This is a genomic window from Paraburkholderia xenovorans LB400 (assembly GCF_000013645.1).
In the GTDB taxonomy this organism is placed as follows: domain Bacteria; phylum Pseudomonadota; class Gammaproteobacteria; order Burkholderiales; family Burkholderiaceae; genus Paraburkholderia; species Paraburkholderia xenovorans.
The window spans coordinates 1,045,408-1,067,505 of the sequence record NC_007951.1 but is presented as its reverse complement, the minus strand read 5'-3'; the positions used below and the strand labels follow the sequence as shown (position 1 = coordinate 1,067,505).

General features: G+C 59.1%; 20 protein-coding genes, 1 other RNA gene, 2 pseudogenes and 1 riboswitch. Of the genes and pseudogenes, 12 read left to right on the top strand and 11 right to left on the bottom strand.

Annotated elements, in window-relative coordinates:
• Positions 1–2 precede the first annotated feature (2 nt).
• Positions 3–1,073 (top strand): threonine-phosphate decarboxylase CobD, encoded by a 1,071-nt coding sequence (cobD, locus tag BXE_RS04635; RefSeq protein ID WP_011487253.1) that lies wholly within the window; start codon positions 3–5, stop codon positions 1,071–1,073.
• 58 nt (positions 1,074–1,131) lie between these two features.
• Positions 1,132–2,043 carry a cobalamin-binding protein gene (locus tag BXE_RS04630; protein ID WP_011487252.1) on the top strand — a complete coding sequence of 304 codons (912 nt, stop codon included), beginning with the start codon at positions 1,132–1,134 and terminating at the stop codon, positions 2,041–2,043.
• 36 nt (positions 2,044–2,079) lie between these two features.
• Here BXE_RS04630 and cobC read toward each other — a convergent pair whose 3' ends face one another.
• From cobC to BXE_RS04600, 6 genes are read right to left on the bottom strand one after another with little or no spacing between them, the layout of a single operon-like run.
• Positions 2,080–2,670 (bottom strand): alpha-ribazole phosphatase, encoded by a 591-nt coding sequence (cobC, locus tag BXE_RS04625; RefSeq protein WP_011487251.1) that lies wholly within the window; start codon positions 2,668–2,670, stop codon positions 2,080–2,082.
• Complete coding sequence (locus BXE_RS04620) at positions 2,655–3,431, bottom strand: adenosylcobinamide-GDP ribazoletransferase (RefSeq protein ID WP_007175935.1); 777 nt, start codon at positions 3,429–3,431, stop codon at positions 2,655–2,657. Before BXE_RS04620 ends, cobC begins: the two co-directional genes overlap by 16 nt.
• A 42-nt stretch (positions 3,432–3,473) precedes the next feature.
• The gene (cobT, locus tag BXE_RS04615; RefSeq protein WP_007175936.1) at positions 3,474–4,535 is read right to left on the bottom strand and encodes a nicotinate-nucleotide--dimethylbenzimidazole phosphoribosyltransferase; all 1,062 of its coding nucleotides are present in this window, start codon (positions 4,533–4,535) and stop codon (positions 3,474–3,476) included.
• 36 nt (positions 4,536–4,571) lie between these two features.
• Positions 4,572–5,411 carry an ABC transporter ATP-binding protein gene (locus tag BXE_RS04610; RefSeq protein ID WP_011487250.1) on the bottom strand — a complete coding sequence of 280 codons (840 nt, stop codon included), beginning with the start codon at positions 5,409–5,411 and terminating at the stop codon, positions 4,572–4,574.
• Positions 5,408–6,508: a FecCD family ABC transporter permease gene (locus BXE_RS04605; RefSeq protein ID WP_081435486.1), complete on the bottom strand. Its 1,101-nt coding sequence runs from the start codon at positions 6,506–6,508 to the stop codon at positions 5,408–5,410. The genes BXE_RS04610 and BXE_RS04605 overlap by 4 nt, the downstream gene beginning before the upstream one ends.
• Before the next feature lie 39 nt (positions 6,509–6,547).
• Positions 6,548–8,419: a TonB-dependent receptor domain-containing protein gene (locus BXE_RS04600; RefSeq protein ID WP_011487248.1), complete on the bottom strand. Its 1,872-nt coding sequence runs from the start codon at positions 8,417–8,419 to the stop codon at positions 6,548–6,550.
• A gap of 90 nt (positions 8,420–8,509) precedes the next feature.
• A riboswitch (cobalamin riboswitch) is annotated at positions 8,510–8,766 on the bottom strand.
• Positions 8,767–8,974: 208 nt separating this feature from the next.
• Between BXE_RS04600 and BXE_RS04595 the strand changes: the two genes are divergently transcribed.
• The 6 genes and pseudogenes from BXE_RS04595 (at position 8,975) to BXE_RS04580 (ending at position 12,859) form a co-directional block, all read left to right on the top strand.
• On the top strand, positions 8,975–9,331 hold the full coding sequence (locus BXE_RS04595; protein ID WP_007175940.1) for a hypothetical protein: 357 nt from the start codon (positions 8,975–8,977) through the stop codon (positions 9,329–9,331).
• Complete coding sequence (locus BXE_RS04590; protein ID WP_007175941.1) at positions 9,328–9,642, top strand: cell division protein ZapA; 315 nt, start codon at positions 9,328–9,330, stop codon at positions 9,640–9,642. The genes BXE_RS04595 and BXE_RS04590 overlap by 4 nt, the downstream gene beginning before the upstream one ends.
• Before the next feature lie 137 nt (positions 9,643–9,779).
• Positions 9,780–9,961: non-coding RNA, 6S RNA (gene ssrS, locus BXE_RS43650), on the top strand.
• A 132-nt stretch (positions 9,962–10,093) separates the two neighbouring features.
• Positions 10,094–10,198: pseudogene (locus BXE_RS43890) on the top strand (EVE domain-containing protein); the annotation flags it as partial.
• Positions 10,199–10,424: 226 nt separating this feature from the next.
• Entirely contained in the window at positions 10,425–10,760 is a 336-nt protein-coding gene (locus BXE_RS45675) for a hypothetical protein (RefSeq protein ID WP_148222906.1), read from the top strand.
• A 44-nt stretch (positions 10,761–10,804) separates the two neighbouring features.
• Positions 10,805–12,859: a hypothetical protein gene (locus BXE_RS04580; RefSeq protein ID WP_038456778.1), complete on the top strand. Its 2,055-nt coding sequence runs from the start codon at positions 10,805–10,807 to the stop codon at positions 12,857–12,859.
• On the opposite strand, the gene BXE_RS43885 is transcribed toward BXE_RS04580, so the two are convergent.
• A protein-coding gene (locus BXE_RS43885) for an IS5 family transposase (protein WP_407668610.1) occupies positions 12,852–13,663 on the bottom strand; the annotation gives its coding sequence in 2 pieces (ribosomal slippage) (positions 12,852–13,327 and positions 13,327–13,663; 813 coding nt in all). The genes BXE_RS04580 and BXE_RS43885 overlap by 8 nt on opposite strands.
• Before the next feature lie 138 nt (positions 13,664–13,801).
• Between BXE_RS43885 and BXE_RS45670 the strand changes: the two genes are divergently transcribed.
• From BXE_RS45670 to BXE_RS43880, 3 genes are read left to right on the top strand one after another with little or no spacing between them, the layout of a single operon-like run.
• On the top strand, positions 13,802–15,991 hold the full coding sequence (locus tag BXE_RS45670; RefSeq protein WP_011487242.1) for a hypothetical protein: 2,190 nt from the start codon (positions 13,802–13,804) through the stop codon (positions 15,989–15,991).
• The gene (locus BXE_RS04560; protein WP_011487241.1) at positions 15,969–16,472 is read left to right on the top strand and encodes a hypothetical protein; all 504 of its coding nucleotides are present in this window, start codon (positions 15,969–15,971) and stop codon (positions 16,470–16,472) included. The genes BXE_RS45670 and BXE_RS04560 overlap by 23 nt, the downstream gene beginning before the upstream one ends.
• Complete coding sequence (locus tag BXE_RS43880) at positions 16,465–17,988, top strand: tyrosine-type recombinase/integrase (protein WP_011487240.1); 1,524 nt, start codon at positions 16,465–16,467, stop codon at positions 17,986–17,988. Before BXE_RS04560 ends, BXE_RS43880 begins: the two co-directional genes overlap by 8 nt.
• A 40-nt stretch (positions 17,989–18,028) precedes the next feature.
• On the opposite strand, the gene BXE_RS04550 is transcribed toward BXE_RS43880, so the two are convergent.
• From BXE_RS04550 to BXE_RS04535, 4 genes and pseudogenes are all read right to left on the bottom strand, one after another.
• Complete coding sequence (locus BXE_RS04550) at positions 18,029–18,490, bottom strand: EVE domain-containing protein (RefSeq protein WP_011487239.1); 462 nt, start codon at positions 18,488–18,490, stop codon at positions 18,029–18,031.
• Between the two features lie 100 nt (positions 18,491–18,590).
• The gene (locus BXE_RS04545) at positions 18,591–18,833 is read right to left on the bottom strand and encodes a DUF6429 family protein (protein WP_011487238.1); all 243 of its coding nucleotides are present in this window, start codon (positions 18,831–18,833) and stop codon (positions 18,591–18,593) included.
• A gap of 20 nt (positions 18,834–18,853) precedes the next feature.
• Positions 18,854–19,924 (bottom strand): IS630 family transposase, encoded by a 1,071-nt coding sequence (locus tag BXE_RS04540; RefSeq protein WP_011487237.1) that lies wholly within the window; start codon positions 19,922–19,924, stop codon positions 18,854–18,856.
• A 201-nt stretch (positions 19,925–20,125) separates the two neighbouring features.
• Positions 20,126–20,857: pseudogene (locus BXE_RS04535) on the bottom strand (IS630 family transposase); the annotation flags it as partial.
• 135 nt (positions 20,858–20,992) lie between these two features.
• On the opposite strand from BXE_RS04535, the gene BXE_RS43875 reads away from it, so the two are divergent.
• A complete protein-coding gene (locus BXE_RS43875) occupies positions 20,993–21,748 on the top strand; it encodes an IS5 family transposase (protein WP_011487236.1) in 756 nt (251 codons plus the stop codon).
• Positions 21,749–22,098: the final 350 nt, after the last annotated feature.

The window sequence follows — 22,098 nt, the reverse complement described above, 5'->3', positions numbered from 1 at the left end:
GGATGAAAGGCCGCGTGAGCGAAGCGAACCAGGTGAAAAACGAACCCGGCGGCGCCGTGCGTGCCGTCGCCCACGGCGGCAATCTGCACGAAGCGGCCCGACGCTACGGCATTCCCTACGCGGACTGGCTCGATCTGTCGACGGGCATCAATCCGCACGGCTATCCGGTCCCACCGGTTCCAGCGGAACTCTGGCGCCGCCTGCCCGACGATGGCGACGATTTCGCCGCCTGCGCCGCGCGCTACTACGGCGCGCCCGACGCCGCGCACGTGCTGCCGGTCGCAGGCAGCCAGGCGGCGATTCGCGCGCTGCCCGCATTGCTGCCGCGCGCACGGGTCGGCATTGCGCCGCTCACGTACGGCGAATACGCGCCCGCGTTCGAACGCAACGGCCATGAAGCGACCCTGCTCGATATCTCGCGCGACACGCTGCCCGACACGCTCACCCATGCAGTCGTCGTGAATCCGAACAATCCGACCGCCGAGCATCTGAGCACCGCGAAGCTGTTGCACTGGCATGCGCAGTTGAGCGCGCGCGGCGGCACGCTACTGGTCGATGAAGCCTTCGCCGATACGATGCCCTCGGCCTCGCTCGCGGCGAACACCCATCGCGAAGGCTTGCTCGTACTGCGCTCGCCGGGAAAGTTCTTCGGCCTCGCCGGCGTGCGCGCGGGCTTCGTGCTCGGCGCGCCTGCGCTGCTCGAACGTTTGCGCCACACGCTCGGCGCGTGGACCGTCAGCGGGCCGGCACGTCACGCTGTCAAAGCCGCATTCGCCGATGTGGACTGGCAACGGCAGATGCGCTCGCGCCTCGAAGCCGACAGCGCGCGGCTGGTCGAGTTGTTGCAGGCGCAACGTTTCGACATGCGCAGCACACCGCTCTTCGCGTGGACTTGCGACGCCCGCGCCGCCGCTTTGCATGAAGCTTTAGCGCGGCGCGGCGTATGGACACGTCTGTTCACGCCGTCGGCAAGCGTCAGATTCGGCTTGCCCGCGAACGAGGCCGAATGGACACGCTTCAGCGAGCGCTTGCACGAGGCCGTTCGAGAGATCGACTCCATGCGAGCGGGTTGATGCAGCAAAGAACTCGCGTTATTGCCACGCTCACGCCACGTCCGCCGCCTCTGCGCCAATGATCCGACTCGCCCGCTTCGCCCTCGCCGCCGCGCTCCTCATCGGTTCGCTGCACTCGCACGCCGCCGTCTCCGTCACGGACGACACCGGCGCCACCGTCACGCTGCCCGCTCCCGCGCAACGCGTGATCAGCCTCGCGCCGCACGTCACCGAATTGCTGTATGCAGCGGGCGGCGGCGCCAGGGTGATCGGCGCCGTGTCGTACAGCGACTATCCGCCCGAAGCGAAACAGCTGCCACGCGTCGGCGATAACAAGGCGCTCGACCTGGAGCGCATCGTCGCGCTCAAGCCCGATCTGATCGTGGTGTGGCGGCACGGCAATGCGCAGCGTCAGATCGAGCGCCTGCGCGAGATGCATATTCCGCTCTTCTTCAGCGAGCCGCATCGTCTGGACGACGTGGCCGTGTCGCTGACGAAGCTCGGCCAGTTGCTCGGCACGTCGCCGGTCGCGGATGCGGCCGCGGCCGCCTATCGCCGGGACATCGCGGCGCTGCGCAGCCGCTATGCGAGCCGGGCGCCCGTCAGCGTGTTCTATCAGGTGTGGGATCAACCGTTGATGACGCTCAACGGCGAGCATATGGTGAGCGACGTGATCGCGCTGTGCGGCGGCCGCAACGTGTTCGCCCAACTCGAACCGCTGGTGCCCACCGTCTCGACCGAGGCAGTGCTCGCGGCGAATCCCGAGGCGATCGTCACGGCGGCGCCGGGCGCGACCAAACCGGACACCACCTTGCCGCAACTCGGCGCATGGCGTGCGTGGCCGAGCCTGACCGCCGTTGCCAATAACAACCTGTTTGCGATCGACGGCGACCTGATCAACCGGCCGGCGCCGCGCATCGCGCAAGGCGCGAAGCAAATGTGCGAAGACCTCGACCTCGCGCGCTCACGCAGAAAGTCGGCCACGCAATGATGCAATGACGCAAGGGCGATCAGCGCCCTGCACGCTTCACGCATTCCAGCGCACCAGCGACCAGTACTGCGTTTCATCGTTTCTGCGCAACCAGACGATGCCGCTCATATCGAGCGACCAGCGCAGACAGCGTTCCAGCGGCACGTCCAGCACGATCGACGCGATGGCCCGCATCACGCCCGCATGCGTGACCACATACGCGGGCGACAACTCACGCGTGAGCGCAAAAGCGTCGAGCCACGCCCTCACCCGCGCGACGAACTGCGCCACGCTCTCGCCGCCGTGCGCACGCGCATGTTCGAAGTTGGCCGCCCAGTCGTCGAGCAATTCGCGATCGATGGCGTCCCAGCGTTGCGCTTCCCAATCGCCGAAGTTCATTTCCATCAGACGATCGTCGTGGCTGATCACACAGCCGAAGTCGTTCGCCATCTCCGCCGCGAGCGCCGAGCAGCGCTTCAGCGGACTCGACATGATGACGCGCGGCGCGGGCACCTGCAAAGTCGCGAGCTTCAGGCCCAGCGCCGCCGACGACACCTCGGCATTGTCAGCGAGCGCCACGTCGCTATGGCCGTAACACACGCCCGCATCGAGCGCGACCGCGGGATGACGAATCAGGACGATATCCATATCAGCCCCACCAGATAAATGCTCAATTCAAAAATCTGCTGCGCGAAACCGAGGCAGTCGCCGGTATAACCGCCGATGCGTCTGACGAAATAACGGCCCATTGCCACGCGAAGTACGACTAGACCCGCAAGCGCCGAGCCCGCGAAGCGCCAGTCAGGCGCATGGAACCAGTCCGGCCAGAACAGCCACGGCAAACCGCATATCGCGGCGCAGATGAATGCGCCGCCGCTCAGGCGCTGCGCCACCGGTTTGGCCTTGCCTTCGGCGCGCACGTAGTCGAGCGTGGCCAGATAGCTGATCGCGCACGTTCGGCTCGCCGCATGCGCGGCAATCATCAGACTTGCGGCGCGCAGCGGCGGCATGGCGGCGAGCGCTTGCCATTTCAATGCAAGGGCCATCACCAGCGCGATGGCGCCGAACGCACCGATGCGCGAGTCATGCATGATTCGCAATACGTCTTCGCGCGTATAGGCGCCACCGAACGCATCGACGCAATCCGCCAGACCGTCTTCGTGGAACGCGCCGGTCACGAGCAGCGACGCGGCCATCGAGAGCAGCACCGCCACGCCCGCCGGAAAGACGTGCAGCGCGGCGAGATAGACCAGCGCGCTCAATGCGCCGATCAATACGCCCACGAGCGGAAAATAACGCGCCGCCGCATTCAGATAATGCGGTTCATAACCGACCCAGCGTGGCACGGGCACGCGCGTGAAATAGCCGAGCGCCGTGAAGAAATAGCGCAGTTCCGTGAGCGGGTTCATGAGCGTGCCCGGCGTGCGGGTCGGTCTGAAGGATCCAGCGGATCACGCATCGCGATTCGCGACGCCGGCCGATTCGAAGCTCGCCATCTCGTTGATGAACGCTGTTGCCGCGCGCAGCAGCGGCACCGCGAGCGCCGCGCCGGTGCCTTCGCCGAGCCGCATATCGAGCGAGAGCAACGGCAGCGCGCCGAAGTGATCGAGCATGCGGCGATGCCCCGCTTCGTTCGACGCGTGCGCGAACACGCAGTATTCGCGCACGCTCGGCGCGAACGCATCGGCGACCAGCAAGGCCGAGCTCGCGATGAAGCCATCGACCAGAATCGTCATGCGTGCCTCGGCCGCCGCGAGATAGGCGCCCGCCATCATCGCGATCTCGAAGCCGCCAAAGGTGGCGAGCACATCGAGCGGATCAGCGGAAATGGGGTGACGCGCGAGCGCCGACGCCAGCACGTTGCGCTTCTTCGCGAGCCCCGCGTTATCCAGACCCGTGCCGCGGCCGACGCATTCGTCGATCGGCACGCCGCACAAGCGGCTCATCAGACACGCCGCCGCCGAGGTATTCGCAATGCCCATCTCGCCGAAGCCGATCACGTTGGTGCCGAGCGCCGCGTGATGCCGCACGCGTGCCGCGCCCGCCAGCATCGCGGCGAGCGCCTGGTCGCGGCTCATGGCCGGTTCATGCGCGAAGTTGCGCGTGCCGGCCGCGACCGGAATGTCGACGAGCCCTTCCGTCGACGGCAGCGGCGTCGCGATGCCCGCATTGACCACTTCGAGCTCGAGTCCCGACACGCGGCTCAACGCATTGATCGCCGCGCCGCCCGCGAGAAAGTTGGCGACCATTTGCGCGGTCACGGCTTGCGGATAAGGGCTCACGCCCTCGTTGGCCACACCGTGGTCGCCGGCGAACACGATCATCGCCGGACGTGTCACGGTGGGATGCGTGGTGCGCTGAATCAGGCCCATCTGGCGCGCGAGCGTTTCGAGCCGGCCCAGACTGCCGGGCGGCTTGGTCTTGGTATCGATGATGTGCTGCAAGTCATCACGCAGCGTTTGATCGAGCGGTTCGACTTCGGGCAGTCCGGGCAAGCGTGGCGATGAAGTCATAAAGGTGTCTGCAAAGAGAGTGTTGAGATGAAACGATCAGCCTGCCGGCGTGTCATGACCGGCAGCAGATTCGTGACGCGTACGCGGCGCGGGAATCAGTGCCTCGTGTTCGCCGTCGCGAATCAGGATCAAAGGGTAGCCAAAAGCCCGGCTGGCGAGCGTGGGCGTCAGCACGTCGTGGACGGGTCCGGCGTAGGCGCCGCCCGCGCCGTCGAGCAGCAGCGCATGCGTCGCAAAGCGGCGCGCGAGGTTCAGGTCGTGGCACGAAAACATCACGGTACGCCGAGGCTCGCGCGTCCACGCGGCGAGCGCTTCGAGACAGTCGATCTGATGATGCAGATCGAGATGCGACAACGGTTCGTCGAGCAGCAGCAACGGCGCGTCCTGGCATAGCGCCGCCGCGAGCGCCACGCGCTGACGCTCGCCGCCGGAGAGCGACAGCACATCGCGCGCGGCAAATGCGGCGAGGCCCAGCTGGTCCAGGGCCGCATGCGCCGCCTCGCGATCGGCCTCACGCTCCCAGCCCCAGCCGCCGAGATGCGGAAAGCGGTTCAGCATCACGATATCGAACACGCTCGCGCTGAATGCGTCCGGCGCGCTTTGCGGCATCAACGCGCGGCGCTGCGCGAGCGCGAGCGGCGGCCAGTCGGCCACGCGCACGCCGTCGAGTTCGACATGGCCCGCCGACGGTTGCAACAGACCCGCCAGCGTGGAGAGCAAGGTGGTCTTGCCCGCGCCGTTCGGGCCGGCCACGCACCAGATCTCGCCTGCGTAGAACGTATGCGTGAATGCATCGAGCAAGGTGCGCGCGCCGGCACGCAAAGTCAGACGTTGCGCGCTGAGGACAGCCCGGGAAGGTTCGAAGCTCGGCATCATCGGCGTCTGCGCAAGAGCATCCACAGAAACACCGGCACGCCGATGATCGACGTGATCACGCCGACCGGCAACTGCGCCGGCGCGATCACGGTGCGCGCGATCAGGTCCGCGCCCATCACGGCGACGCCGCCGCCGAGCGCGGCGGCCGGCAGCAGCATGCGCTGATCGTTGCCGAACGCGAGCCGCAGCATATGCGGCACGACCAGCCCGACAAAGCCGATGGTGCCCGCCGTCGTCACCGCCGCGGCCGCCGCCAGCGAAGCCACCAGATACACGCGCAAGCGCAACGGCATCACCGCCACGCCCAACGCCTGCGCGGCGGCGTCGCCACGCAGCAGCACGTTCAGACGCGGCGCGGCCGGCACGATCGCCGCCAGCGCGACGACCAGCGCGGCGAGCGCCGTCCACGGCATCGCGCCGCCGTTGAGGTCGCCGGTCAGCCAGAACAGCATGCCGCGCAGACGGTTGTCCGGCGCGAGGTTGAGCAGCAAGGTGATGAGCGCGCCCCAGCCCGCGGCGATCACCGCGCCCGTCAGCAGCAGACGTGGCGACGTGTCCTGCGGCTCGCCGCGCCACAACTCGCGGCGCGCGAGGCCGAGCACCAGCAGGATCGACGCGAAGGCGCCGGCGAAGGCGCTCGCGTCGACCATCCACCAGGCGCAGCCGGCGATCATCGCGACGAGCGCGAAGCTGGCCGCGCCGCCCGACACACCCAGCACGTAGGGTTCGGCGAGCGGATTGCGCAACAGCACCTGCAGCAGCGCGCCCGCCAATGCGAGCAACGCGCCGCACGCAAAGCCGGCCACCGCGCGCGGCAAACGCAGCGTGCGCACGATCTCGGCAGTCAGATCAGAGGAGCCGGCAGACGGCCCATGCGCTGGCACCAGCGCCGCCAGCACGCGCAGCGGCGCGAGCGATACGCTGCCCAGCGCGAGCGACGCCATCAGCACGGCCAGCGCGATGACAGCGAGCGCGAGCCAGATCGCGGCCGCGCGCTTCGCGCTCATCACGCGCAGCGTCGCGGGTATCGGGCCGGGGTGGCGGGTCGCTTGTGGGCTCGCTTGTGGGCTCGTGGGTTGGCTCGCGGGTTGGCTCATAAGTCGGCTCATCCGCGCGAGCTCAACAACGCGTGTCCATCACTGCTGTTGCCAACCAACCGTGAGATACGCACCGCGCCGCGGCGAGTTATACGAGTAGGCCGTTTCATAGTCCTTGTTCAACAGATTCTGGATTTGCGCGGCCACGTACCATGCTTTCGTGATGTTGTAGCGCGCCGACAGATTCACCACGCCGTAGCCGCCCAGCTTGCCGCTGCTGTCGTCGCGCGGGCCGCTCACGATCCACTCGCCGCCGACGCGCCAGCCGGCGATGCTGCGATTCACCGTCAGCGAGCCGAAGCGCCGCGCGCGCCGTACGAGGTCCACGTCGTTGTCGAGGTCGACGGGGTTCTGCAGCGTCAGCGAAGCGCGCACGTCCGTCTTGCCGACATGACCGCTCCACGATCCTTCGAGTCCCTGCACCTTCGCATGGCCGACATTCTCGGCCAGATAGATGCCGGGCGTCACCTGCTCGTAGTTAATCAGATTCGAATAGCGCGTCTGGAATGCGGTGAGACGCATCACGCCGAGCGCATTCGACGCGTACTGCAGCGCAGCTTCGATCGAATGGCTGCGCTCCGGCTGGATCGACGGATTGCCGCTGAGCGGATAGTACAGATCGTCGAAGCTCGGCGCGCGAAACGAATCCGAGTAGCTTGCGCTCACCTTCCAATGGCCGGTGATGTCGAAGCCATAGCCGAGATAGTAACTGTTCGCTCCGCCGAAATCGGAATACTGGTCGCGCCGCACGTTGGCCTGAATCTGGTTGCGCCCAAAGCGCCCCGTATAGCCGACAAAGCCCGAATCCACATGCCGGTCGGGCGCGGCGAACGTATCCGAGTCGAGGCTCTGATCGAGATGTTCGTAGCCGACCTGCAACTTCTGCTGCGCGGCGAGCGCGAAATCGTTCTGCCAGGTGTACTGGCGATTGTCGGTATCGAAGCGGCCGTTATAGACGCCGTTGGTCTTCGACACGCTGCGGTCGTCGCCTTCGGAGACGATGAAGTGCGTCGTCCACCAGTCGGTCAGCTTGCCGTTCGCGAACACCGAGACCTGGCGCACTTTGCTATACAGGTTGTTCAGATCGGTCGGCACGCCGTACGCGTTGTCGTAGCTGTTGTTGCCGTTCGACTGGAAGTAGCTCGCGCCGGCATCCCATTGATCGTTGAACTTGTGGCGCAGCGATGCCGAGATGCTCTCGTTCAGGTAGCCGTTCGCATTCGGATTGGCGCCGGGCGCCTCATTCGGATTGAGCGACGAAAAGCCGTCGTCTTTCGACCGCGCGAGCGAAATGCTGAAGGTCGTCTTGCCGTCTTTATCCAGGGCGCCGTTCACGCCCGCCTGCTGCGTTTGCGTGTGATAGCTGCCGTAGCCCAGCGAAAAGTTGAAACGCGGCGGATGGTCGCCGCCCTGTTTCGTGAACACCTGCACCACGCCGCCGATCGCACCGGAGCCGTACAACGCCGACACGTTGCCGTTCACCACCTCGACGTGATCGACCTGGTCGAGCGGAATCTGCGCGAGTTGCGCCGAACCCAGGCTCACCGAATCGACGCGCACGCCGTCGATCAGCAGCAGCGATTGCGTCGACGACGCGCCGCGCAGGAAGAGGCTCGTAGTCGAACCGGGGCCACCTGTACGCGAGATTTGCGCGCCTGGCGCGAGTTGCAGAAGGCCGGGCAAATCGGTCGCGGTGGTGTCGGCGAGATCCTGCTGGTCGAACAGCGCGGTCTGCGGGATCGCATCGGCGAGTGCCTGCGGTCCGCGCTCAGCGGTCACCACGATCGGCGACAACACAGCGGGCGACGCCTCCACAGCCGACGCAGACGATGAATTTGCCGCTTGCGCGTGCGCGACGATCGGCAGGCCCGCGAAGGCAAGCAGCGCCGCACGGGCGATGGGGGACAGCATGGGGTGAAAGTCCTGTGGAAAGCGTGCGCGGCCCGCTTCCCCGCAGGCCGATGCGTAACGAGGCAGCCGCGTATTTAACATTTTTGCGCGTGACGTGCCTCTCCCTCTGGCCGGTATCCGGGCTGGCGACCTCTCGATCCCGCCTTCCCACGCGTGACGCGCAGTGGCACACTCGCGAGTTGAACTTTCAACACGCGGTCAGGATCGACTTGCAGACGAATGCGGTCGCTTACCGTTGCGGGGGCAGCGCAGGTTGGCGCGTTCTGGCGAACCGCGCCCCCTGCTTCCCGTTTAACTGCGCGCGCCGTTGAAAAGCGCACGCGGGCACCAGAGTGCGGCCAGTGTAGGAGCGGCCTCGGGGTCCGTCAAGAATGCGCGGGGCCGCAGGCTAACTGTTCTGTTAAGTGCAGGTATTTGTCCGACGCACGAGTACTTTTTCATCATAGGGTCGATAAAAGCCTGCACAAAGCGATGTTGTTACGTCTCGAAACGAGACAATTGTCGGAACCTGCGACATTCCGCGCTAAAATGCGATGTCTTTAGAGGACGCAGCAGATGCTCACCGAACTCGAAACACTTTCACAGAATATCGGCAAGCTGATCGCGATCAGCCAACGCCACAATGAAGCGCGGCTCGCGCTCGAAGAGCAGCTTGCCCAATCGCGCGCCGAGGTCGAAGCCACGCGCACGGAACTTGCAATGCTGCGCGAGGAACGCAATGCGCTGCAGGCGGAACGCGACGCGCTGTCGGCGAAGATCGACGACGCCCAGGTGCGCCTGAATGCGATCCTCGAAAAACTGCCGCGTGCCCGCGCGAACAGCGAGCCCGACAGCCAGCTCGATCTGCTCGAACCCGCACAGCACGAAGTCGAAGCGGAGAGCGACGTGACCCGCCACGGAGAAAATGCATGACCACCAAGCAGATCGAAGTATCGATTCTCGGCGTGCCCTATCGCCTTGCCTGCTCGCCGGAAACGGAAGGCGCGCTGCTTGAAGCGGTTGCACGCGTCGACGCCGAAATGTCGAAGATCCGCAACAACAGCAACGTGCGCGGCACGGATCGCATTGCTGTCATGGCCGCGCTGTCGCTGGCATCGGAACTGCTTAAGCTGCAATCGAGCGTGAGACACGGAGAAGCATTTCCCGCTGAGGAAATCCGGCGTACAATGCATCAAATGAACGAACAACTGGGCACTGTGATTCAGCAGTACAGCATGCAGTAAGTAACGTTTGTTATCGTGCGGCCGGTGCTGAGATCGGCGGCGAATTCAAACGGAGTGCGTGAGAACAAGGCGTCCAGGATTCTGCAAACGTTCTGAATTCAATCGGTAGTTTTTCGTGATTTAGCTTCATCGGTTTAGCTTCCCTGCCTGGTTCGCCAAGGTCATATATTCCTTGAACCAATGCCATGTGCACGGTTGCGGAAATTTGTAGCACGGGTGTGCGCGTCACTCTGTCTGATGTACCCGAAGTGTTGCTAACTGCGACCAATTCTGAACCCCCGGTTCAGGATGCCGGCCTAGCGGCTAAGGCGGGGACCTTATTTAGAACGGCATCGGACTTCGGTTCGGTGCCGTTTTTCTTTGGGTGCCGGTTTTTTGAGCGCTGTTTCCTGCACGCCGATTTCTTCTGCATCTTCAAACCCTTAACGTTCAACCACGTTCAATTCGATTCATGCGCTACTGGCTAATGAAGTCCGAACCGGACGAAGCAAGCATCGACCATCTCGCCAACGCTCCGCATCGCACGTTGCCGTGGACCGGCGTGCGCAACTATCAGGGCGGTTTTTCCAGACAGTCGCGCCTTGTCAAAAAGGTTGACAGCTGAAAATAATGGCCTATATTCAATGACATAGGTTTAAGAATAAGCCGAATTCTTGACAACCTGATTTGACATGGGGCTGGGAACGGGCCGCATACTACTCGTTCCTCACGGCAGTAGGCTGCCTGCCCGCCATTCTGACAGGAACCGCAAGCTCGTCACCGCTGACCTGTCGCAGTTCTGCGTGCTCAAGACTGGTCGTGATGCCTTACTTGACTCGATCCGTCGCTTTATTGAGCAACTGAGCGCGCCACGCGTTGTCGAGTACCTATCCTTGGTCGCTGAGCTCAGTAGAGCGTTTGAGCGATTGCAAATAAAAAATTTGCCAGCAGGTGAAGCCGAACCGCAGGAACTGGTGCGCCCTGCGCACGAAGACGTGATCCTCAACGAACAGTCCAAAACATCTTCGGAAACGCGGGCTGGAATTTGCCGGCTAAAAACTCTTCCTTCGGGCATTTGCAGGATGAAGGCACCGTTCCCGCAGGGTCGTCGCGCTGCCAGCAACGTTGCGACGTTATAACACCGCCTCTAGCGCACAGCTTGAGGCTCGGCGTGAGGTTTGGAATGGACGGAATAGCACTCGTCTATGGGAACGGTAAGATCCTTGCCCGCCATGCTGACAGGAACGGCAAACTCATCACCGTCGACCTGTCTTCGTTCTGTTCGCTCGAGAGCGGTCACGACGTCTTACTCAACTCAATCTGTCGCTATATCGAGCGGCTGAGCGCCCGAAGCGCAGTAAATTACCTGCGCTCGGCCGTTGAGCTCGGACGAGCGTTGGAGCGATTGAAAATAAAAGATTTGCCAACCGACGAAGCCGAATGGCAAGAACTAGTGTGCGATGTGCACGAAACCGTGATCCTCAACAAACAGTCCAAGGCGTCCCTCGAAACGCGGGCCACGATTCTGTTACCCGTTATGAACACCTTCTTCAGGCATTTTCAGGACGAAGACATTATTCCGGCAGGAGTGGCGCTGCCGGAGACCACACGAGGCTACAACATAGCTTCCAATGTCCATCTCGATGCCGCTGTCCTCGGCAGCACAAAAGCCGACGAAGCTAACGTCTGCTCGGGAAAACTCCTCTGTGCAATTTCGTTGTCTCGAACTGACGCACAATATCTTGACGACATCCGAGAAGAACTAACCGCTAGGCGGTCTGCATTGAAGGATGCACTCGTGTCCTACTGGCGGACCCTGAAAGCACACTTCGAGTATGGGCAAGCGGCGTTAGCAAGCCTCGACGAAGAAGATGTCGCTGCCAGGCTACGTGCACACCTCGACGCGTGCGACGGAATGTCTTGGTACGACCGGAATTCGTCAGCATTTTGCAACTTCAATTCTGAGAAGGGGCTCGCTGAATATCTATTGGTGATCACTCGTAGGTACGGCGGACTGCCGACAGACGAGCAAGCCCGGGCAGACAAAAGCATACCTTCGCAGATTCCGCTAGACCTGCCGACGCCCCCTCAGCTTGATTTGCCGTTTCCCATGGACTTCGAGACAGACCGCAAATTCCACTTTTCACGCATGCGGTTACGGTGGATGCTAGGGCGAGTAACGACGCGTGACATCGGTGTGATGTCTGCTCTATTGGCAATGGAGCACCCTAATATGACACCAGAAGCCATCACAGGTGCACGCTTGATCGATAAGAAAGGGCACCGCCGCATAGAGTTTGGAGACGGAGGGCCCACACTTACGGTTACAAAACACCGCGCTAAGGCTCAGAAAACGGCGTTATTGAGCGAACTAAGCCTAGAAATTGTCGAATTTTCGAGTCGTTGCTCGCCGGACTTACGGGAGTCTTTGCGCACATCGGGGTCTCCGATTGCAAATCTGCTGTTCGTCCCGTGCGCTGAATCAGGCAACGGATACATCCATCCGGACCACCGGAACATGGTGAGTTTCATTTCCGGCAGTAGCACTAGACCGTGGTTCGGCGACCTGTTCCCATCGTTAGCTTTCGCTGGCCTCGAACGCGGATCCATTACAATTAAAAAAATAAGGACTACCGAAGGTGTACTGGAGTGGTTTCGGACTGGCAGCATCCGAAGTATGTCGCGCAAGCTCGGTAACGAATCACGAACGTGTATTGATCACTACCTTCCGCCGGCCCTGCTCAAGGCATGGAATACCCGATTGATCCGCCGATTTCAGAATCTTTGGATCATCGTGGCAGCAGCAAACGAAGATTGGCTTTTAGACGTTGTCGACTTTTCAAGTCTTGAGGAGCTCCACGCATTCATACACGATATGCTTAGCGTGCACGACAAATTTAGCTCGCCGCTAGCCGCAGAGTTACATTCGCGTTTCGGACCACAACACGCCGGTTTGAATGCAGACGACCCAACTTCTGCATGGCTGTCCGTCTCAATTTCAAAAAATTCACTTGCCGCGCTTTATCTCTACCTCGAAGCATCGATGGATATTTCTGCAAAAGGCAAGATCCTTGACCGGTGTGACTCGATCACAAAAACCACTCCACGCCAGTTCATTGATCTTGCCCTCCTGCTTCGTCACATGCTGCCGGATGACAACGACCCTGCTCGCCGAACTGCGCACGAAGAGGCTACAGCTCTCGTAGAACGACTTAGAAGCTGTTGCGAAATTAGTTAAACAGAGGCTTTAGGCGCGTCCAGCAAATTAAGGCGCAAGCCAAAGACAGGAATGCTTCGTGAACATGCGCATAGCGTTCGTAACGAATCTTGAGCCGTCGAAACGAGTGAAGCCACGCAATCGAACGCTCGACTGGCCAACGTGTTTTGCCGAGCCCACTGCCATGCGGCGCGCCGACTTTTGCGAGTAGTGGCGTGATGCCTCGCTCACGCAAGCGTTGCCGATGGGGTTCGGAACTGTAGCCCCGGTCGCCCTGAACGATTCGCGGCTTGTGCAAGGGACGACCCCGCTTGCCCCGGATGCGCGGAATGGCATCGACCAGCGCATCAAGCTGGGTAATGTCGTGCCGGTTCGCCGCGCTCAGGATGACCGCGAGCGGGATGCCTTGCGCGTCGACGATGAGGTGGTGTTTGCTGCCGAGCTTGCGCCGGTCCGTGGGATTCGGGCCGGTTTTTTTCCCGCCAGCACGGCGCGAATCGATGAGCTGTCGACGAGCGCACGCGAGAAATCGATTTCGCCACGGCGACGCAGTTCGGCGAGCAACGCTTCGTGAATGTGTTGCCAGACACCTGCCTTTTGCCACGCGACGAGCCGTCGCCAGCAAGCTGTGCCTGAACCACATCCCATTTCTTGCGGCAGAAGGTTCCACGCAATGCCTGAGCGCAGCACAAACACGATGCCGGTCAGCACCGCTCGGTCGGGTTTCGGTTTGCGGCCCGCAAACTGGCGATTGCGTGGTGCTCGCGCAGGCAGCAGTGGTTCGATGAGTAACCACAATTCGTCGTCTATCAGTTCTTTAGGCATCGCTTCCTGTCAGGCAAAACAAGACAGAAAGTTAACACCAAGCCGGAAAAGTTAACAGACCCAAAACTTAATTTCGCAACAGCGTCTTAAGGGCAAGGTTAAGTGGAGCGACATCATGTTTTCTAAGGAGAACGTCAAGTGCTAGAACAGCAGACGTTCCCTGGTGCCTATTCAAAAGACGAAAAGCAGATCGCCACACGTTTATTGGATTCGCTAAAAGAAGAGACGCTGTCGTACTCGTCAAACTGGAAAGCGAGCTGGCTGCTATCAGATATACATAGCCTTGATTGGACTATCGGCAGTAGCATGAGTCACTTCGTTGATGGCCAGTGGCACGAAGTTCGTCATTTTCACTGGGACTACCGGCTCCCAAACGGCACCTCGCTCGCGTGTCCGTCTAACATTTTGATGCGAGAAGCGGCCCAAAAAGTTGGATTCTTATGGCGTCTTCCGCCTGCGCCTCATGTCAACAATACTCAAGGATTGCTTTCGCAGTTATACAGCCTGTCAGTACTGATTCGGTGGATGTACTTGAACGAAAAAATATACGATCCTGCGCATCAGACATTCAACCGATTAGACAACATTGGTCTAAAGCAATTTTCTCGGAGATTTCTTGAGGGCGGTGTTCCATGGGTACTCGGATACCCATGGACAATGCTGGAGGCTTGGTTCAGGAATGCGTTAAATAAAACACTTCCCGATACAATCCGAATCAACCCATTTTCCATAGAAGAAACGGACCGCACAGAAATTTCAAAGTGGCTGAGCGATAACGATTACTACCATAAGACTTCCAAGGATAACGCGCGGTTCATTGATAGATCAAAGATAGCAGAGAATCTTAATTTCGAACTCCAGACGATCAAATCTCACGCACGATTTTCCGCACTCCTGAGACTCTTTGAACCTACCCTCGATGGCCCCCTGATGATAGGACGAGAAAAGCGTCGAGAATATCCGTCCCATCGCGTGCCGCTCGTCAAAGACGCCCAGCGCGCTCTCAGGCCTCATTCTTCGGGTGCGTACCCTGCGATGCTTAGCGCGCTTTTTCGGACGAGAATACATTTGAAAGAATTCATTCCAGACACCACCGACATTCACGTTAGCCAAGTAACTGCTATTCTGGATCGAAACCAAAAGATTAACGAGCATACGCCATGGATGCCGATAAAAGTCGCTCTACGCTACACAAATGAAGCTCTGAAATGGATCAGTCTTTATGGAAGAGATCTCGTCGATTTCTATCTGTATGCATGCAAGTCCCTGAAAGCAGCCGGTCTTTTTGGTGTCTCGTATAAAAATATCAATTATGTTCAAAAACGAGAAGATTTCGTTAAAAACCTTGAACAGCCGGAATCGCTTCGAGATTTGAATATCGACGGATGGATGACGAAAACGATGACTGGAAATAGCGCAAGCGAGTTCCTGGAATTCCGCGCAAACCCCAGCCTCAACGACGCTCTATCGGTCTTCATTGGTGCTTCAATCCTGCTCTTATCAATCCTTAAGCCCGTCAGGAACTGCGAGGTCAGGGATTTAAACCGTGATTGCGTCAGACACGCGAAACGCGACGGGTACTGGCTAAGGCAGACGATCGCTAAAAGAACGTATGGTGGTCAACGCAGCGTAGACGAACTACCGATTCCATATATCGTGGGAGAGGCACTCCAGACCATCGATTTGCTCGGCCAAGGCCTACGGCAAATGACGGGATCCCTTGAGGCGACGACAAAGAACTCACTGTACTTTGTGCCCGATCGCGATGTAAGCGATTCCCTTCAAGCTGGGCCGTTGTCCGTCGCGCGGATCAACTCGTATCTTGATCGATTTTGCGATTGGATCAATCTTGACTGTGACGAGTACGGCCGGCGTTGGTACATCCGGACCCACGAATCGAGGAAGTGCTTTCTTCTAACTTTCTTTTGGTGCTACCGATATGCGAGCCTTGAAGCCGCCCGGTGGGTCGCGGGCCACTCGGATTCGAGAGATGTCTACGCGTATATCGAAGCGAACTTTCCGGGAATGGAGCTTCCGGCAGTCGAAGCTCAATACGCTACCGAACAGCTTAGGGCATATATGAGCGGTGATGTAGCGGAGGCCGAGAACGTGCGAGAACTCGAGCGTGCCGTCTGCCAACATTTTAAAGTCACATCAATCAGCATTTTATCAGACACCGAATTAAGCGACTGGCTGGAGATCGCATTCTCACGAGGCACTTACGAGATCGAACCGTATAGCGTGAAAGTCGCGAATTCGATCTCCGAAACTCACATTTGCTTCCGAATAAACGAGGAGATAGACGATGCGCGAGCGAATCAAATCTAGCGTACTAGGGAAGCGTAAAGTGCTAACGACATGCCTCTCGAACCCGTCGAAGGCAGATCCACGCATCATCAAGTCTTGCACCAGCCAGCATGCTCTGGCTCAACTAGCGATACCCTCGGAAAATATTGCCGCGACATCTTTGAACAGCATGAAGAAGGCCGCTGATCGCTTTATCGAGGACGGTGGATGGGCCAAACTCAACTCCCTGCGCGAGGCCGTCGACTCAATATCGAAGCCACCACGGACTAATGCCGCAAGAGCGGCAGAGAAACAAAAGGAACTCGAAGAAGTGCGCAAGCAACTGCTCGAGGCTGACCGCACGCGGTTGCGCATTTCCATGGCGTACACAGAGTTGCTGCGCCTTACTCGTAACCTCGTTGCAAATGACCCACAAGGGCGAGAAGCGATCTTCAGGCATCAAAGCGTTTGGGGAAAAAACCTCGCCCTAACTATAGTCACTCCGGAGAAACAGAATGACTAGCAATCAGCTATTCCGTTTGGTCAGAGATTTCTCGTTCCCGGAGCCGATTGAGCAGAACAGCTCGACCGGAGAATATCTGACATGCCTCACAACGATGCCAGCCGCAATGGCGATATGCTGGCCAGACGGCCGCCCGTGCTGCCTGGCCGAGATGTATCTATTAGAACGTTGGCCCGAATGTACAAGTCGTCGACTTGATGGCGGCTCTTTAAAAGTGTTCGCAGCTCAACTTTCACTGCTCTTGCGCTTCGCCTTTAACTCAAAGGTGAATTTGTGGGACTTCGACGATTTACGCATGAAAACCGCAATTTCTTGGCTTCAGCGTGAACGCAGTTCTCGCAATCCGGCTGAGCACCGACGTGACGATAACACGACACGTCGAATCGTCGCGACGTGGGTATCATTTTTTCAATGGCTGCAAGTGCAATTATGTTGTGAGAAGCCAATTGTCGGGACCTCCGACGTCAATCCACGCATACTGTTGAAGCTTAAAAAGAGTATCGGTCGACATGGCAAGGTTGTCATGTCTCTAGAGTATAGATATAGCCCCGAGCCAGTCACTCACGAAGACGCGCGGGGACCTATTGCACGAGAATTGAAGCTTCGACTATGGGAAGCGGTTAACAAGATGGCATCTAGGACACTCGCAAAACAAGGGCTACGTCTCAGCGACAAACTGCACACCGAAGAAATGATCGTAACCGAATACCTACGGAAACGCAGAGAGGCTCTCCTTGCGCTGCTCGAGGCGACTGGCGCGCGCCCCGGTGAACTGGCCCGAGTCTCCGTGGAGAAGAATCGCGCTGCCCTGAAGAAAGCGAAATTACTTATGTGCACGTTGAAGCGTCGTAAGTCTATCGACCCCGAGCGAATCGTACCGATCGACCGTGCCGTCGCCATGCGGATTGAGGTCTTTATATACAAATATCGAGCTCCTCTCATCGAGATGCTAGAGAAAAAAGGCCGCCGGGTCGACACTGGCGATTGTATGTTTTTGACAGTTGAAGGCAAACCGCTCACGGAATCGACCTTGGAGAAAGAATTCCCCAGAATTGTACAAGCAGCCGGGTTGCAAGATGAGCGCGCCTGCATGTCGATGTTCCGTCATCGTTTCATCACGAACATGGTGAAGCTGCACCTCATGGAGTTCATGAGCGCAAACCCGCTTAAGAACGGAAGACGGTTCATTACCGACTCAGACTATCGGACTATCTTGAAACGCGTCGCTGTTTTCACCGGTCACGGCGATGAACAAAGCCTTCTAGATTATATAGATCTCGCGTGGGAGGAAATGGGCATATTCGACTACGTGGAGCCTGCGCGGGTACTGGCCTCTGCGGTGGAAAGCGGCCTCAATCGCGTCAGCGGCCTGCTCGCAACCATCCAATCAGGCGTGGATCTTTCCAGGCTTGATATCCGGATGCGGGTCGTTGATGAACTTTGCCATATCCGCAGCGTCACGTTGGAGGCGTTGGCACAGGACCGATCGGCATGTGCGACTGGGGCACTAGCGTAGCTTCTTGCGAGACAGCGTAAAGCTTGAGATCGGAACAAGTCTAGATACCGAGGATTTTGCAAATAGCGTCAAACTCAGTCACTGAGACTGGCATCACCGACAATCTGTTTCCGCGTGCAAGCAAACGCATGCCGCTCAATTCGTCAACCCGACGCATCTCGTCAAGCCCAAGGAGACGAGTTTTCTTGACCAGCTTCACGTCGACCGCCGTCCACCGTGGTTTTTCGTCTGTCGATTTGAGATCAAAATACGGGCTGCTCTGGTCGAATTGCGTGGGATCTGCGTAGGCTTTGGATGCAATTAGCATGAGCCCAGCGATGCCAGGCTGCGGACAACTAGAGTGGTAGAAGAACGCCAGATCGCCAACCGAAGATTCATCCCGCAAGAAATTCCGCGCTTGGTAATTCCTGATACCGGTCCAAGGAGCGGTTTGTTTCGATGATTGGGCCAAATCATCGATGCCGAATTCAGACGGTTCCGATTTTAGGAGCCAGTGTCGCAACGTAAGACCTCGTTGAAATAGCGGATGCAGGACGAGAGCGGGGACGAAATCGCCGCTGTCAGGATGACATTCTAGTGTCGCGAGTTAGAAATTCACTTCATTAATCGATTTCGCTGCCAGCACTGCTGAAGAGCAGCTTGAAGAGACGTTCGGATTCGCGCAAACCGTCGTCGGTGAGTATTACGGATTTCGTTTTGTTGACGGGGTCGCCGATGAGGCCTCGCTGATAAAGACGATTGAGTGAATCCCAATCGCAACCTTTCCAGGCGCGGTTGTGGTCATGCAAGGTCAATTGCAGGAGTGCGAGAACGGCGTCGTCAATGGCAACTGTATTGATGTTCATGGCGTTTATCCCGATGCTGTTTATACCCGTGCGCAAAACCGTTCGAGGCTCGCGAGAATTTCATCGGCTGACTTGCTCCAGACGAACGGTCGGGGATTCGCGTTATTGACGTCGAGGTAATGCCGGATCGCTTCTTCAAGCTGCCGCGTCGATCGATGCGTGCCACGCCGGATGTATTTTTCGGTAAGCGTAGCAAACCAGCGTTCCACCTGATTGAGCCACGATGCCGACGTTGGGGTGAAGTGAACATGGAACCGTGGGTGTCGAGCGAACCAGTTTTTGATAGAAGGCGTCTTATGCGTGCCGTAGTTATCCATCACCAGATGAACTTCCAGATCGGCGGGCACGCAGGCCTCGATCGTGCGCAGGAACTGCAGGAATTCACTGCTGCGATGGCGACGGTGCAATTCACCAATGACTTCGCCAGTGGCGATGTCCAACGCAGCAAACAAGGTGGTGGTGCCGTGGCGCATATAGTCGTGAGTACGGCGCTCGGGAATGCCAGGCGCCAACGGCAATATGGGCTGCGTACGATCGAGGGCCTGGATCTGGCTCTTCTCGTCAACACACAGCACCATCGCCTTGAGTGGCGGATCGAGGTACAGGCCGACGATGTCGCGAACCTTGTCGACGAACAGCGGATCGCTCGAAAGTTTGAAGGTTTCCTGCCGATGCGGCTGCAGGCCGAAAGCTCGCCAGATTCGCGCCACCGCAGTCTGCGAAAGACTCGTCTCCCGAGCCATCGCGCGCGTACTCCAGTGCGTTGCTCCCGCAGGTAGGGACTCCAGTGTCTTCGCGATCACGGCATCAACGTGCGCGTCCTCGATCGATCTGGGTGCACCCGGACGCGGTGCGTCGAGCAGACCATCGAGCCGGCGCGTCACGTAGCGCGCACGCCACTTCGAGACAGTTTGCTCAGTAACGCGAAGTTTCGCCGCGACCGTCTTGTTGTCGATGCCCCCGGCACAGGCCAGCACGATCCGCGCTCGCAGTGCCAACGCCTGAGCCGTCTTGCGACGCATCGTCAGGGACGTGAGTTGATCGTGCTCCGGTTCACTCAACACAAGTTCTGCCTTCGGTCGCCCGCGCATCGCCGCCTCGTCGTGTTCGTGCTTCACCAAACACTACTATAGGCGACAATTTATTCAATGAATTTCTAACTCACAATACTAGTGGTCATTGAGAGAATTCGCATTGCCGTGCAAGCCAACCACGAATGGTCCCGACCCTAACGTGTTCCCTCCTTAGCCGCTTGGCAGGCGGCCGATTGAAGGCCCCAGGCTGTCGAGATAAACGTGTTTCGGAAAGGCCAGAAACTCCTGATGCCGGTGACGCGACCTGCATTGCGTGATGACCTCGCCCGTCGCAGCATTGAGCGCAGCAAACAAGGTTGTCGTGCCGTGCCGAATATAGTCGTGCGTCACTCCCTCAAGGTAGCCCAGACCCATCGGCAGCACCGGCTGCGTCCGTTCGAGTGCCTGGCACTAGCTCTTCTCGTCAACGCACAGCACCAGCGCATTGGTCGGTGGGCTCAGATACAGCCCAACAATATCGCGTACCTTCTCGACGAAGTATGGATCAGTAGACAGCTTGAAACTCTTCGATCGATGAGGCTGCACGCCGAACAGCGACAGATACCGCGCCACCGAACTCTTCGAAATACCCGTTTGCGCAGCGGCAGAACGCACGCTCCAGTGCGTTGCCCCATCCGGCTTCTCATGCAGCACCTTCGCCAGCAATTCGGCTACCGTTTCATCGTCATGCGCGCGCGGTCGCCCCGGGCGCGCTTCGTCATGCAGACCGGCAAGCCCCTGCGCGACAAAGCGCCTTTTCCAATGCGTGATCGCAGGGGATGTGACTTCACATTGCGTCGCGATTTCGTGATTCGTATGGCCGTCTGCTGCCATCAGGACGATCTTTGCCCGGCGCACCAGCGAATGAGGCAGCGAACGCGAACGGCTCATTGACAGCAGTTGCTCCCGCTCCACTTCAGACATGACAACCTCGATTCCCTTGCCCCCCATGATCGTCTCCACTCAACATGACCTGATCATAGAACAGCACAATTCAATGTAAAGTTATTTCTGGGACGGAACACTGGGGGCTGTTTACATTTGCCGAAATGTGTTTAATCCTGTCTTTTGCGTACGCGAGACAGGATGATTCGAACACTGCCGAGCGACGACGTATGGAAGAGAGTCGAAGCGATCCTGCCGGGCAAGGAAGGCGATCGAGGTCGAACGGCTACGGACAACCGCTGGTTCCTCGAAGCGGTATTGTGGATTGGTCATACCGGCAGTCCGTGGCGCGACCTTCCAGCGGAATTCGGTCGCTGGCACACCGTGTACATGCGCTTCGCGCGATGGCGACGCAGAGGTGTCTGGCAGCGCATCGCGCTTGCGATGGCTGGAGAGACGGAGGTCGAACACATACTGATCGACTCGACCATCGTGCGAGCACACCCGCATTCGGCCAGCGCATCAAAAAAGCGGCCCGCAGGCGCTTGGGCGTTCGCGGGGCGGCCTGAGTACCAAGCTGCATCTGGCCGCGGAGCAGCAGGCAGACCGTTGCGACTGATCGTGACTGAAGGACAGGTTCATGACATCTCGTGTGCGAAGGAGCTTGTCAAGCGTTTGCGCGCCAAGGCAGTCATTGCCGACAAGGGGTACGACTCCCGTGCCTTTGTGCAGGCGGTTCGCTCCACCGGTGCCAAAGTTGTCATTCCGCCGCGCTCGAACCGCAAGTCGACACGACGCTACAGTCGGATGCTCTACCGCACGCGCAATGTGATCGAACGCTTCTTTAACCGCATCAAGCACTTTCGTCGAGTCACCACTCGTTACGGCAAGGTCGCGGACAGCTACCTGGTGTTCGCCTACCTTGCCTGTGCGTTTGGGCCATTCGTGAAAATGTGAATAGAGCCTTCTATGAGCAGTCCTTTGTCAAGTGGTCTGGAAAATTTCGATAATTGATCAATATGCGAATCCTCTCCGCCGTGGAGAACGGGCGGTTGCGGTTGCTGCAATCCACGATGGTCTGAAGCCGGCTCTTGCGCTCGTGAGAGTTGACGTCTCACCACCTTCTATCCGCTGGCGTGAAGTCACGCCTCATCCTGCATGCGCGTTACGCCGCAATCAATCATCGGAAACATGCTCCATCTAGAGAATCGGTTGCGTGGAGCAACCCGGCTCTGTTACGGGCATGTTCACTTCCGGCCATGTGCATTGCGTATCCTATTGAACGGTATCTTCCTGCCAGACCTCAA